At 71.2% G+C, this 13,828-nt stretch carries 12 protein-coding genes; 11 read left to right on the plus strand and 1 reads right to left on the minus strand.

The features are described 5' to 3' along the window. The first annotated feature begins 54 nt into the window (after positions 1-54). From AB0K67_RS07055 to AB0K67_RS07090, 8 genes are all read left to right on the plus strand, one after another. A complete protein-coding gene (locus tag AB0K67_RS07055) occupies positions 55-1,284 on the plus strand; it encodes a M20 family metallopeptidase (protein ID WP_364054190.1) in 1,230 nt (409 codons plus the stop codon). 71 nt (positions 1,285-1,355) lie between these two features. After that, complete coding sequence (locus tag AB0K67_RS07060) at positions 1,356-2,324, plus strand: zinc-binding alcohol dehydrogenase family protein (RefSeq protein ID WP_364054193.1); 969 nt, start codon at positions 1,356-1,358, stop codon at positions 2,322-2,324. 145 nt (positions 2,325-2,469) lie between these two features. Further along, positions 2,470-4,290: an ABC transporter substrate-binding protein gene (locus tag AB0K67_RS07065; RefSeq protein ID WP_364054196.1), complete on the plus strand. Its 1,821-nt coding sequence runs from the start codon at positions 2,470-2,472 to the stop codon at positions 4,288-4,290. Positions 4,291-4,300: 10 nt separating this feature from the next. Next, positions 4,301-5,311: an ABC transporter permease gene (locus AB0K67_RS07070; protein WP_364054199.1), complete on the plus strand. Its 1,011-nt coding sequence runs from the start codon at positions 4,301-4,303 to the stop codon at positions 5,309-5,311. Then, the gene (locus tag AB0K67_RS07075; RefSeq protein ID WP_364054202.1) at positions 5,308-6,207 is read left to right on the plus strand and encodes an ABC transporter permease; all 900 of its coding nucleotides are present in this window, start codon (positions 5,308-5,310) and stop codon (positions 6,205-6,207) included. The genes AB0K67_RS07070 and AB0K67_RS07075 overlap by 4 nt, the downstream gene beginning before the upstream one ends. Positions 6,208-6,210: 3 nt before the next feature. Continuing rightward, positions 6,211-7,197: an ABC transporter ATP-binding protein gene (locus tag AB0K67_RS07080; RefSeq protein ID WP_364054205.1), complete on the plus strand. Its 987-nt coding sequence runs from the start codon at positions 6,211-6,213 to the stop codon at positions 7,195-7,197. Continuing rightward, complete coding sequence (locus AB0K67_RS07085) at positions 7,194-8,204, plus strand: ABC transporter ATP-binding protein (protein ID WP_364054208.1); 1,011 nt, start codon at positions 7,194-7,196, stop codon at positions 8,202-8,204. The genes AB0K67_RS07080 and AB0K67_RS07085 overlap by 4 nt, the downstream gene beginning before the upstream one ends. A gap of 11 nt (positions 8,205-8,215) precedes the next feature. Beyond that, a complete protein-coding gene (locus AB0K67_RS07090; protein ID WP_364054211.1) occupies positions 8,216-9,079 on the plus strand; it encodes a GNAT family N-acetyltransferase in 864 nt (287 codons plus the stop codon). 8 nt (positions 9,080-9,087) lie between these two features. Here the strand turns inward: AB0K67_RS07090 and AB0K67_RS07095 are convergent, their stop codons facing one another. Next, positions 9,088-10,197, minus strand: a complete 1,110-nt coding sequence (locus AB0K67_RS07095; RefSeq protein ID WP_364054214.1) for a DUF1343 domain-containing protein — start codon at positions 10,195-10,197, stop codon at positions 9,088-9,090. A 57-nt stretch (positions 10,198-10,254) separates the two neighbouring features. Between AB0K67_RS07095 and murQ the strand changes: the two genes are divergently transcribed. The 3 genes from murQ (at position 10,255) to AB0K67_RS07110 (ending at position 13,827) form a co-directional block, all read left to right on the plus strand. Then, entirely contained in the window at positions 10,255-11,154 is a 900-nt protein-coding gene (gene murQ / locus AB0K67_RS07100) for an N-acetylmuramic acid 6-phosphate etherase (RefSeq protein ID WP_364054217.1), read from the plus strand. A 126-nt stretch (positions 11,155-11,280) separates the two neighbouring features. Further along, positions 11,281-12,342, plus strand: a complete 1,062-nt coding sequence (locus AB0K67_RS07105; protein ID WP_364054220.1) for a serine hydrolase domain-containing protein — start codon at positions 11,281-11,283, stop codon at positions 12,340-12,342. Between the two features lie 183 nt (positions 12,343-12,525). Beyond that, a complete protein-coding gene (locus AB0K67_RS07110; RefSeq protein WP_364054223.1) occupies positions 12,526-13,827 on the plus strand; it encodes an MFS transporter in 1,302 nt (433 codons plus the stop codon). Position 13,828: the final 1 nt, after the last annotated feature.

Here is a 13,828-nt window from a genome sequence, read left to right on the forward strand (position 1 = left end):
TCGTACCGATAGGGCCTTATCGACTTCCCGTCCCGCAGATGAAGAATGTTCCCCATGTCGTTCACTGAAACCGCCCAAGACATGCGGGACGAGATCGTCCAGCTCAGGCGCTCCCTGCACACCACCCCCGAGATCGGCCTGCACCTGCCGCGCACCCAGGAGAAGGTGCTGGCGGCTCTGGAGGGGCTGCCGCTGGAGATCACGACCGGGTCCGCGCTCAGCTCGGTGACGGCCGTGCTGCGCGGCGGACGTCCTGGCGGCGGACAGGCCCCGGCGGTGCTGCTGCGGGGCGACATGGACGCGCTGCCCGTGACCGAGAAGAACGACCTGCCGTTCATCTCCCAAGAGCCGGGCCGGATGCACGCCTGCGGCCACGACCTGCACACGGCGATGCTGGTGGGCGCGGCGCGGCTGCTGAGCGCGCGGCGCGACGAGCTGGCCGGCGATGTGATCTTCATGTTCCAGCCGGGCGAGGAGGGCCACGACGGCGCCAAGCACATGATCGAGGAGGGCGTGCTGGACGCGGCGGGCTCCCGCCCGGTGGCCGCGTACGGCATGCACGTGGTGTCGTCGGTGCTGCCGCCGAAGGTGTTCGCGTCGCGGCCGGGGCCGCTGATGGCGGCGGCCGACACGTTCCTCGTGACGGTGAAGGGGCGCGGCGGGCACGGCTCGACCCCGCACCTGTCGCTGGACCCGATCCAGGCCGCCTGCGAGATGGTGACCTCGATCCAGGCCATGGTGACGAGGACGTTCAACGTGTTCGACCCGGTCGTGGTGACGGTCGGCAAGTTCCAGGCGGGCTCGGCCGACAACATCATCCCGGACGAGGCCCACTTCGAGGCGACGGTGCGGACCTTCAGCAAGGAGAACCGGGCGCTGGCCAAGCGGCGGCTGGTGGAGGTCGTGGAGGGCATCGCGGCCGCGTACGGGATGACGGCGGAGACGTCGTTCGGCATGGGCTACCCGGTGACGGTGAACGACCCGACGGAGGCGGAGTTCGCGGGCACGACGGCCGACGAGCTGTTCGGCCCCGGCCGCTACGCCGTCGCGCCGAACCCGATCATGGGCTCTGAGGACTTCTCGTACGTGCTGGAGAACGTGCCCGGCGCGTTCATCTTCCTGGGCGCCTGCCCGCCGGACCGCGACCCGGCGACGGCCCCCTACAACCACTCCCCCGACGCGGTCTTCGACGACTCGGTGCTGCCCGACGGCGCCGCCCTGTACGCCGCTCTGGCCCACGCCAGGCTCGCGCGGGCGGCCGCCACGAGCGGGGAGCCAGCGTGAACCGGGAGGCCGCGTGAACCGGGAGGCCGCGTGAACCGGGAGGCCGCGTGAACCGGGGAGGGAGCTGACACATGCGCGCCTGGGTGGTGGAGCGGCCGGGGCCCATCGCGTCGGGGCCGCTGCGGCTGATCGAGCGGGAGACGCCCGTGCCGGGGCCCGGCGAGGTCCTGGTGCAGGTGGAGGCGTGCGGCGTGTGCCGTACGGACCTGCACCTGGCGGAGGGCGACCTGGAGCCGCGCCGGCCGCGCACCACCCCCGGGCACCAGGTGGTCGGCAGGATCGCAGGCGGCGGCCGCCGGGTGGGCGTGGCGTGGCTGCGCTCCACCTGCGGCCGGTGCCGCTACTGCCGCAGGGGCATGGAGAACCTGTGCCCGGACTCGACGTACACGGGGTGGGACGCCGACGGCGGCTACGCCGAGTACGTCGTCGCCCGCGAGGACTACGTCTACCCGCTGCCCGACGACCGGCCGGCCGAGTGGCTGGCGCCGCTGCTGTGCGCGGGCATCATCGGCTACCGGGCGCTGGCCCGGTGCGACCTGCCGCCCGATGGGCGGCTCGGCATCTACGGCTTCGGCGCGTCGGCGCATCTGACCGCGCAGGCGGCCATCGCGCGGGGCGCCGCCCTTCATGTGGTCACGCGGTCGGAACAAGCACGTAGGCTGGCGCTTGAGCTGGGCGCGGCCTCGGCGAACGAGCACCGGCCGCCCGAGCCGCTGGACGCGGCCATCCTGTTCGCGCCGGTGGGCACGCTGGTGCCGCCTGCGCTGGAGGCGCTCGACCGGGGCGGGACCCTCGCCGTGGCGGGCATCCATCTGACCGACGTCCCGCCGCTCGACTATGAGCGGCACCTGTTCCAGGAGCGCACGCTGCGCAGCGTGACGGCCAACACCAGGGCCGACGGGCGGGCGTACCTGGAGCTGGCGCTCGCGCATCCGCCGCGGGTGTCGGCGGTCCCCTACGCCTTCGAGGAGGCGGACCGGGCGCTGGCCGATCTGGCCGCCGACCGGGTCAACGGGGCGGCCGTCTTGACCCTGACCTGAGGTTTTACTTGATGGCGCTGAGCGCCACTTCCTACACTCATGAAGGAAAGTTACATTAGCCTCACAACCGCTGGAGATTATTGACGCCGATCTGGCGCGATCGTAATGTCCGGTCAATCCCTAGAGACATCCCCCGGAGCGGCAAATGAAGCGACTGGCAGCGGTAGTGGCGTTGCTGGGCCTTGCCACCGCGACTGCAGCGTGCAGCGGTGGCACCACCAACAAGTCCGGGTCGGGCGGTGGAGGCGGCGGGCTCTTCACCACGATCGATGTGAACAGGCCGGGCCTCGACGCGTCGGCGCCCGCGAATCCCTGGGCCCCGAAGGGCAACTCCTTCCAGGGCTACAACGCCATGAAGCTCGGCTGGGTCAAGAACCACCTGACCGACCCGAACCAGTTCTACCCGGGCATCGCGGCTAGCTGGGAGATCGCGCCTGACAACTCGTCGATCACCATCCACCTGCAGCCGAACGGCAAGTGGTCCGACGGCAAGCCGATCACCGCAGAGGACGTGAAGACCTCGATCGGCCTCGCCTACACCACCGGCAGCACCGCGTTCGCGACCACGCCCGGCGCGGCCGGCCTCGCGGCCGACATCGAGGTCGTGGACGACAAGACCATCAAGGTCACCCAGGACATGAGCAACCCGAGCTCGAAGTTCGCCCGCGGTGTCATGGACAACTGGGTCGTTCCCGCGCACGTGTGGGGCAGCCTGCTGCCGGCCGACTTCTGGGACAAGCTGAAGACGGCCCAGGGCGACGGCCCCGACGCCGAGAAGGCCCGCGAGGAGATCACCGGCCTGGGCCAGAAGGTGCTGTCCTTCGCGCCGCCCAAGGACGTCTCCGGCGGTCCGTTCACGCTGGAGCGGGTCAACCCCGGCGAGGCGCTGCTGGTGAAGAACAAGAACTTCTACAACGCCGCGAACGTCGCTCCCGACCAGGTCAAGTTCCTGAACTACAGCGGCAACGAGCAGATCTGGAACTACCTGTCGGCCGGCAAGCTCGACCACTCCGGCTTCGTCGCCGCGCCGCCGGACGTGATGAACCGGATCAAGCAGGCTCCGGGCTCGCAGACCATCACCGGCTTCTCGCCGGTGGCCGTCGGCATGGCGTTCAACCAGTCCAAGAAGCCGTACGACAACGTGCACGTGCGCCGCGGCCTGGCCTACCTCATCGACCGCCAGCAGGTCACCAAGGTAGCCTCGCCCGACGGCGGCACCCCGGCCGTGACGACCTCCGGCATCCACCAGAAGCCCGCGCAGGAGTGGATCGGCGACGAGCTGAACAAGCTCGAGCCGTACAACCACGACGTCGCCAAGGCCGAGGCGGAGTTCAAGGAGGCCGGTCTGCAGAAGAAGGACGGCAAGTGGACGCTGGCCGACGGCACCCCGTGGAAGGTCAGGATGACCGCGCCGTCCGGCTTCTCCGACTGGATCTCCGCCCAGGAGAACATCAAGAGCCAGCTCGTCGAGAACGGCGTGGACGCCGAGGTCGTCACCGTCGCCGACTACCCCGTCTACCTGGAGGAGCTGGCGGCCGGCAAGTACGACGTCGGCTTCTGGCTGATGGCGCTCGGCCCCGCGCCGTACGACATCTTCCAGCGCCTCTACGGCGCCTCCAACGGGTGGACCAACGTCGCGGGCAAGGTCAAGCACAGCGCCCCCGGCAAGGGCGGCAACTGGATGGGCGGCCCTGAGGAGATCGAGGTCGAGGGCGTCGGGAAGGTCAACCCCGGCGAGCTCACCGCGAAGCTGAACTCCGCCACCGCGGAGGAGGCCAAGCCGATCATGGTGGAACTCGCCAAGACGGCCAACCAGGACCTTCCGGTCATCCAGCTCTGGGACTACGTCAACACGCAGTTCGTCAACACCTCTCGCTTCACCGGGTGGCCCGAGCAGGACAGCGACCTGCTCCGCCTGCCGGCCGGTGTCTGGATCCAGCTCGGTCTGATCAAGGCCAAGCAGTAGAAGAGAACTTATGACGGTCATCGCACGGCGACTCGCGGGCCACCTGGCCCGCGGGGTCGTCATGATCCTCGTGGTCGCCACGATCAGTTTCTTCATCGTCAGGAGCATCCCGGGCGATCCCGTGGCGGCGAACGTGCAGAAACTGGTCGAGCAGGGCATGTCTCCCGAGGCAGCCGAGCAGGCCACCCGCGTCCTCTACGGCTTCCAGCCGAAGGGCTCGCTCTGGGAGCAGTACACCGGCTACCTCGGCGGGCTGTTCACCTTCGACCTCGGCCAGTCGGTCACGCACGCCGGCGCCCCGGTGACGGACGTGCTGGCCGAGGCGGCCAAGTGGACCGTTCTACCGGTGCTGGCGGGCACGCTGCTGAGCTTCCTCGTCGGCGTCATCATGGGCGTCTACGCGGCCATCAAGCGGTCCGGCAAGCTCGGCGACGTGCTGGCGATCTCCGGGTCGCTGCTGCACGGCGTGCCGCAGTACGTGCTGGGCCTGCTGCTCAGCGCGATCTTCGCCACGCTGATCCCGATCCTGCCGGCCGACGGCCCGGTGGACATCCTGTACGAGCCCGGGTTCAACGCCGGCTACATCGGCTCCCTCATCGAGCACGCGATCCTGCCGGTGGCGACGTACGCGCTGGCCGCCTACGGCGGATGGATCCTGGCGATGAAGTCGAGCGTCGTGACCGTCCTCGGTGACGACTTCATCCTGGCCGCCGAGCTGCGCGGCATGAAGCGCTCGATCATCTTCCGGTACATCGCGCGCAACGCGATCCTGCCGCTGTTCACGATCCTCGCGCTCTCGCTCGGCCTGCTGCTGGGCGGCGCGGTGTTCATCGAGCGCATCTTCAACTACCCGGGTCTCGGGCTGCTGCTCATCGAGAGCATCACCATGCGCGACTACGCGCTGATGGGCGGCGCGTTCCTGCTGATCACGGTGTCGATCATCGTGGCGAACATCCTCGCGGACCTGTTCTACAGCGTCATCGACCCGCGGGTCCGCAGCGGGGAGGAGGTGTCGGCATGAGTGTCCTGCTGGAGAGCTCGTCCACCAGCGCGGCGATGCGCCGCAACTTCTGGTCGGGCGTGTGGCGGGTGATGCGGCGCAAGCCGAGCCGCCTGGTGGGCGTGGTGCTCATGGCGGGGTTCGTGTTCATGGGCGCGTTCGGCCCGATGTTCTACCCCGACCCGCTGCCCCGTGACCCGAACCAGATCACCAGGCCGCCGAGCTGGGAGCACTGGCTGGGCACCGACGACCAGGGCCGCGACGTGATCGCGCTGGTCGTCACCGGCTCCCGCTACGTGCTGCTGGCCGCACTGGTGACGGCCGTCATCACGGTCGTGCTGGGCACCGCGATCGGCCTGTTCTCCGGCTTCAAGCGGGGCCGCTGGGACACCGTGCTGATGCGGCTGACCGACATGAAGCTGACCATCCCCGGCCTGCCGCTGCTGCTGGTGCTGTCCACCGTGTGGAAGTTCAGCAGCGCGGTGCAGATGGGCCTGGTGCTGGGGCTGCTGAGCTGGGGCGGCGTGGCCAGGGCCGTGCGGTCGCAGACGCTGTCGCTGCGCGAGCGCGGCTTCATCGAGGCGGCGCGCGGGCTGGGCCTGTCCACCACGCACATCGTGGGCAAGGAGCTGCTGCCGAGCATGGCGCCGTACATCGCGATGAACATGCTGATCGCGATCACCGGCGGCGTGTACTCGCAGGTGGGCCTGTTCTTCCTGGGCGTGCTGCCGTACGAGTCGAACAACTGGGGCCAGATGCTCAACACGGCCGTGTTCCGCTCGGGTGCGCTGACCGTGCCGAGCGCGCTCGGCTTCCTGCTGGGCCCGCTGCTGGCGATCCTGCTGCTGACGCTGGCCATCGTGCTCGTGGTCGACGCCATGGACGAGATCTTCAACCCCCGGCTGCGCGAGGAGTAGAGGGTGAGCAACAAGGCGCCAGGAGTGCGCATCGGCGGCCTGACGGTCGTCTACAAGACCCCCGCGGGCGAGCTGCCCGCCGTCAGGGACGTCAGCCTGACCCTGGAGCCGGGTTCGATCACCGGCATCGTCGGCGAGTCCGGCTCGGGCAAGTCCACGCTCGCGCTGTCGCTGCTCAACGCCGTGCAGCCGCCCGGCAGGATCGCGGCGGGCACCGTCGAGATCGACGGGCTGGGCGATGTGGCCGCGCTGTCGGGCGAGCAGCTGCGCAAGGCGCGCGGCAAGCACATCGGCTACGTCTTCCAGGCGGCCCAGAACTCTCTCAACCCGCTCAAGACGGTCGGCAAGCAGCTGCTCGACCTGGGCCGCTCGCACGGCGTGGACGACCTGCGCGGGCTGGTGCGCGAGGCCAAGGAGCTGCTGGCCAGGATGGGCCTGGACGGCGCCCGCGTGCTCGACTCGCACCAGCACGAGCTGTCCGGCGGCATGCGCCAGCGGGTCGGCATCATGCTGGCGCTGGTGCTCAACGCCCACCTGGTGGTCCTGGACGAGCCGACGACCGCGCTCGACATGATCACCCAGGCGAACATCCTGAAGATCGTCCGCGAGGTGCACGCCGAGCGCGGCCTGACCACGCTGGTCATCACGCACGACATCGGCGTGGTCGCCGAGGTGGCCGACCGGCTCGCCGTCATGTACGGCGGCCGCATCGTCGAGCAGGGCCCCACCACGGAGGTGCTGGGCGCGCCCCGCCACCCGTACACGCGCGGCCTGATCAAGGCGATCCCGCGGCTCGTCGGCGACATCTCCGAGGCCCAGGCGCTGCCCGGCCGGCCGCCCACGCTGGCGACCGTGCCCCAGCAGGGCTGCGTCTTCAGGGAGCGCTGCGCGCTGCGCATGGACGTGTGCGAGACCGAGGACCCGCAGGCCGTCGCGGACGGCTCGCGCACCGTGGCCTGCCACGCCGTGACCGTGAAGGAGCACGCATGATCACCGGAACCGGCGTCGTCAAGACGTTCAAGCAGCGGGGCAAGGTGCTCGGCGCCCGCGAGGTGCAGGCGCTGCGGGGCGTGGACTTCGCGATCCCCAAGGGCGGCGCGGCCTCGTTCATCGGCGAGTCCGGGTGCGGCAAGACCACGCTGGGGCGGATCATCGCCGGGCTGGAGTCGTACGACGCGGGCGAGATCGAGATCGACGGCGTGCCGATGTCGGGCCTGAAGCCCAAGCAGCGCCAGCCGCACTTCCGCAAGATCCAGATGATCCATCAGGACCCGTACTCGGCCCTGAACCCGACCAGGACCATCCACCAGACGCTGCATGCGCCGCTCAGCCTGCGGGCCAAGCAGACCGGCAGGTCGCGGGCGTGGATCGAGGAGCGGGCGGCCGAGGTGCTGTCGCTGGTCGGCCTCGACCCCGGCACGGTGCTGGCGCGTTACCCGCACCAGCTCTCCGGCGGCATGCGCCAGCGCGTGGTCATCGCCCGCGCGCTGACCGTGGACCCGGAGATGCTGGTCGCCGACGAGGCCGTCTCGATGATCGACGTCTCGCTGCGGCTGGGCATCCTGGCGCTGCTGAAGGACCTGCGCGAGCGGCTCGGCGTGAGCGTGCTGTTCATCACGCACGACGTGGCCACCGCCCGCTACATCGGCGACGACGGCGAGCTGTACGTCATCTACCGGGGCCAGGTCGTCGAGCGCGGCGCGGTGGACACGGTCATCGCCGACCCCGTGCACCCGTACACGCAGTCGCTGCTGTCGGCCATCCCGGTGCTGCACGGGCTCGAGCAGCCGGGCGAGCAGCCCGTGGTGCCGCTGGAGTCGCTGGACGAGAGCCGGCCCGACGAGGGCTGCCTGTTCGCCCGGCGCTGCCCGTTCCGCACCGACCGCTGCATGTCCGAGCGGCCGGTGCTGGGGCGCACCGAGGGCGTCCCGCAGGAGCACGCCTGCTTCTACCCCGAGCGCCGCAGCGTGATCGCGCGCCCGATGAGCGAGGTGTGATGGCGCACTCGGTGCGGGAATTCGACCCGGGCGAGGCCGCGCGGGTGGCGCAGGCCGCGCTGACGCTCGACGCCGGCGAGGCCGCCGCCCTGGTGGGCAGCCTGTCGCGGCCCCCTGCGGAGCGGCGCTGGACGGCGCTGGCCGTGGACGGCGGCGTGGTGATGGCCTCGGTCAACACCGTGGACCCCGCGGTCGGGCACGTCGATCTGCTGGCCGTGCACCCCTCGGCGCAGGGCGCGGGGCGCGGGCGCGCGCTGGTGCGCGCGGCCGAGGAGTGGCTGCGCGGGCAGGGGGCCCGCGAGGCCCGCTTCGCCGGGAACCCGCCGTGCTACGCCTGGCCGGGCATCGACGTGCGCTACACCGCCGCCGCGTGCCTGGCCGAGAGCCTCGGCTACGAGCGCTACCAGGTGGCTTGGAACATGACCGCCGACCTGCGCCACGCCGACCTGGGCGTCGAGGACGACCTCGCGCGGCTCAAGCGCGCGGGCGTCTCGGTGCACGGGCTCGGCGGTCCCGGTGACGCGCCGGCCGGCCGGGAGCGGGTGGCGGCCTTCGTCGAGGAGCAGTGGAACGATCGATGGGCCTGGGAGGCGGTCAACGCGGCCGGGCTGCACTACGCCGAGCGCGATGGCCGGGTGCTCGGCTTCGCCGCGTGGGGTGCGCGGCCGGCCTGGTTCGGCCCCATGGGCACCGCGCCCGACGCCCGGGGCCTCGGCCTCGGGCGGGTGCTGCTGCGCAGGTGCCTGGCGGAGCAGCGGGCCGCCGGGCAGGACCACGCCCAGATCGGCTGGGTGGGGCCGTTGCGGTTCTACTCGCGCGCCGTGGGCGCGCGAGCCGAACGCGTCTTCTGGCTCTACCGGCGCGATCTGGCGTGATGAGCCGGTCAGTACAGAAGTCCTCCCTCGGGGCGGGCCGGCGGCGGGCACAGCGCCCGCGGGTCCTCCCCGGCCTCCAGGCACTTCTTGAGGGAGTCGGACCCCCACAGGTGGTCCAGGAACAGCTCGGGCCCCGCCCACTTCAGCTCGTCCGGGTAGAGGGTGCGGGCCACGTGCAGCATCGACAGGCCGGTCAGCACGGGGCGGAAGGCGGCGGGGTCGTGCACGTGGAGCTGAACCCCCCGTACGGGGACGCCGGCGTGCTTGTGGAACGTCGGCGTGAACCACGCCTCCCTGAACCGCACCCCCGGCAGGCCCAGCTCGTTGAGCGCCGGCGCGAAGCGCGCGTCGGCGTAGGGCGCGCCGATCAGCTCGAACGGCCGGGTGGTGCCGCGCCCCTCGGAGAAGTTCGTGCCCTCGAAGAGCCCGGTGCCCGGGTAGACCAGCGCGGTGTCGGGGGTCGGCATGTTGACCGAGGGCATGACCCAGGGCAGGCCGGTGTCGGCGTAGCTCATCTCCCGCCGCCAGCCCTCCATCGTGACGACGGTCAGGTCCAGGTCGAAGCCGAACATCCCGGCCAGCTCCCCCGCCGTCCTGCCGTGCCGCAGCGGCAGCGGGAAGCGGCCGACGAAGCTCGCGAACGCCGGGTCGAGCAGCGGTCCCTCCTCCACGGCGCCGCCGAGCGGGTTCGGGCGGTCGAGCACCACGAAGCGCAGGCCGAGCCGGGCGGCGGAGGCCATGAGGTCGTACATGGTCCACACGTAGGTGTAGAAGCGGGCGCCCACGTCGGCGATGTCGAAGACGAGCGTGTCCACCCCGGAGGCGGCCACCACCTCGTCCAGGGGCGCGCCGGAGCGCTTGTGCGTGTCGTAGACCGGCAGGCCGGTCCGCTCGTCCACGCCGTCGGCCTCGCTGCCGGCGGCCTGCGCGGTGCCGCGCATGCCGTGCTCGGGACCGAAGAGCGCGGTGAGCTTGAGCCCTGCGGCCAGCAGGGCGTCGGGGGTGGGGGTCAGATCGGGCAGGACGCCGGTCGGGTTGGTGATCAGGCCGAGGCGCGTACCGCCCGCCAGGGCGGGATCCGCGGCCAGCCGTTCGGCTCCTGTTCTCACGTGTGGCATGAACCCATTGTCTGAAAGATATTTACAAGAGAGAAGTAGAGGGTGGAAATTAGCGACATGATTGATCCGCTATCAGAGGCGTCCACCGAGCAGAGCGACCCCCGTTACGCCCAGATCGACCGGCTGCCGACCCTGCAGATCGCCCGGCTGATGAACCAGGCGGACGCCGCCGTGCCCGCCGCGGTGGCGCTGGCGCTGCCGGCGATCTCGGAGGCGATCGACGCCATCGCCGCGAGGATGAACGAGGGTGGCCGGCTGCTCTACGTGGGCGCGGGCACGTCGGGGCGGCTGGCCGTGCTCGACGCCAGCGAGTGCCCGCCGACGTTCGGCACCGACCCGTCGATGGTGCAGGGCATCATCGCGGGCGGGCCGGAGGCGCTGACCCGTTCCGTTGAAGGTGCCGAGGACGACGCCGAGGCCGGCGCCGCCGCGCTGAAGGACCTGGAGGTGGGACCGCTCGACTCGGTGGTGGGCGTGTCCGCCAGCGGGCGGGCTCCCTTCGTGCTGGGCGCGCTGGCGGAGGCGCGAGATCGCGGCGCGCTGACCGTGGCGCTGTCGTGCAACGACGACGCCCCGCTGTCGGCGGCCGCCGAGCACGCCATCGAAGTGGTGGTGGGCCCCGAGGTGGTGACCGGTTCGACCCGGCTGAAGGCGGGCACGGCCCAGAAGCTCGTGCTCAACATGATCTCCACGATCACGATGGTCAAGCTGGGCCGGACGTACGGGAACAAGATGATCGAGATGTCGGCGATGAACAGCAAGCTCGCCGGGCGGGCGCTGCGCATCGTCAGCGACATCACCGGGGCCGACCACGCGACGGCGGAGGCGGCCCTGGACGCGGCCGGCGGCCAGGCGAAGATCGCGGTGCTGATGATCCGGCACGGGCTCGACGCCGAGGCGGCCAGGGAGCTGCTGCGCTCGCACGGCGAGCGGCTCAGCGACGCGCTCAGCGGCTGAACCGGGCGGTCCGGCCGGGGTGCCGCGCGAACACCGGACGCGCGGGAGGGCTTGCGCACGGCGGGCCGCGTGGTTTACGGCGTGTGGTGGACGTCTTGGTGCCGGATGAAGAGGAGGAGTACGGGGATGTCGGACCGGCTGGAGGAGATCCTGGCGGCCGCGGTGCCCGAGGTGTGCCCCGCCGCGGTGGCGCTGATCGCCGTGGACGGCTCCGTGGCGGCCGCGGCGGCGGCCGGCGAGCTGGTCAGGTACGCCGGCGCGGACGGCACGCTCGCCGCGGACCGCCCGCGGGCACGGCGCGACTCGATCTTCGACCTTGCCTCCGTCAGCAAGCTGTTCACCACCGTCGTGCTGCTCTCGCTGGCCGAGGAGGGCAGACTGGACCTCGACGAGCCGGTGACCGGGCGCCTGCCCGCCGCCGACCCGCGCATCACGCCGCGCCACCTGCTCACCCACACGGCGGGCCTGCCCGCGAGCCGGCGCATCGACAGGGAGCTGCCGGAGGCCGGTCCCGCCGAGCGCCTGGCCGCCATGGTCGCCACGCCGCCCGCCCACCCGGTGGGCGGCCCCTATCTCTACAGCGACGTCGGCATGGTGATGGCGGGCCATCTGGCGGAGCTGGCCGGAGGGGCGCCGCTGGAGGTGCTCGTACGCGAGCGCGTCACCGGCCCGCTGAAGCTGTCCTGCACCGGTTACCGGCCGGGCCCCGAGCTGCTCGATCGGGTGGCCGCGACCGAGTGGAAGGCCGAGCGCCCCGGGCCGGGGTGCGTGCGGGGCGAGGTGCACGACGAGACCGCGTACGCGCTGGGCGGCGTGGCCGGGCACGCGGGCCTGTTCGCCCCCGCCGACGACCTGCTGGCCTTCGGCGAGGCGCTGCGGCTCGGCGGCGGGCCCGTGCTGAGCGCGGCGACCGTGGCCGAGATGACCCGGGACCAGGGCGTCGAAGACGCGCCGTTCCGCCACGGGCTGGGCGTGCGCATCGGCGATCCCGGCATCGTCGGCCCGCTGAAGGACGCCTACGGCCACTCGGGCTTCACCGGCACGTCGCTGGTGGTCGATCCGGACCGCCGTCTCACCGTGGTGCTGCTGACGAACTTCGTGCACCCGGTACGCGGGCGTGAAGGCATCCGCACCCTGCGTCACAAAGTGGCGGAAGAAGCGTTAAGGCTGGCTGACCTCGTTTCTTGACGGGAAGTAATTACCAGACCACAAACCGCTTATTGCCCGGTGCCAAACTGTGTGTGATGGTACAAGTGAGACGGCCGAGGACAAATTGGCCTCTCACAGGTTCCTTTCACCAGAAGGGCCTCGGGCAGCATGGGTCAACCTCCCTCGTCCCTCCAAAACCGATTTCTCCAGCGATTCTCTGGAATGGGCCGTTTCGGCCTGGTGTGGTGTGGCCAGGTCGTCACCCTCATCGGTAATTCCGTTCTCCGTTTCTCCCTGGTGATCCAGGCGTGGACGGTCGATCACCAGGCCACGCAGGTGGTGGCGCTTTCGCTGTGCGCGCTGCTGCCGCAGATGCTGCTCAGCCCGACCGCCGGGGCCCTCGTGGACCGCTGCCGCAAGCGCACCGCGCTGCAACTCGCCGACCTCGGCGGCCTCGTCGCGGTCGGCGCCATGGCGGCCGTGTACTTCCTCGGTGACCTGCACCTCTGGCAGGTCTACGTGACCGTCGCGCTGCTCGGGGCGTGCGCCGCCTTCCAGTTCCCCGCGCTGTCGTCGGCCGTGCCGATGCTGGTCGGCAAGGAGCAGCTCCAGCGCGCCAACGGGCTGCTCGCCACCGCCAAGAGCGTCGCCGACGTCGGCGGCCCCGCCCTGGCGGGGCTGCTCGTGGTGACCGGCGGGCTCGGCGCCGTGCTCGTGATCGACCTGATCAGCTTCGCGGTCGCGCTGGCCACCATCCGCCTGGTCCGCCTGGACGGCGACCGGGCGGGCGAGAGCGGGGCCCGCAAGCGGCTCGGCGCCGACTCGCTGGAGGGGCTGCGCTACCTGTTCGCCCAGCCCAGCCTGCGCGGCCTGATCCTCGTGTTCTTCACCGTCAACCTGGTCATGGTGTTCGGCTTCGCCGTCGTGCAGCCGATGATCCTGGCCAGGACCGGCAGCGACGTGTCCGTCCTCGCCAGCGTGAACGCGGGGATCGGCGCCGGCGGCATCGCCGGCGGCCTGCTGCTGGCCGCCTGGGGCGGGCCGAAGAACCGGGTGCGCGGCATGATGCTCGGCGTCGTCGGCATGTGCCTGAGCGCGCAGATCGTCATGTCCGTCGTCCAGGGCGTCGTCGCGTGGACGGCGGCCATCCTCGTGGGCGCGATGATCATGCCCATCGTGAACGGCTCCATGCAGTCGATCATCCAGACCAAGGTGCCGGAGGAACGGCAGGGACGGGTGTTCGGGGCCGTCATGTTCGTCTCGCAGATCTCCTCTCCGGTCGCGATGGCCTTCTCAGGGCCGCTCGCCGACCACGTCTTCGAACCCCAGGCGGCGGCCGGCACCGGCGTGCCCGGCCTGCTCGCGCCGCTCATCGGCACCGGCCCTGGCAGCGGCATGGCGGCCATGCTGCTCATCGCCGGGCTGCTGGGCGCCGCCGCCGCCCTGTGGGGGCTGGCCCAGCGTGCCGTACGCCACATCGACGTGCTCACGCCCGACCTCGAGAAGCAACCCGCGGGAGGCTGAC

Origin of the sequence: Nonomuraea sp. NPDC052634, from assembly GCF_040678535.1 — a bacterium.
GTDB lineage: Bacteria > Actinomycetota > Actinomycetes > Streptosporangiales > Streptosporangiaceae > Nonomuraea > Nonomuraea fastidiosa.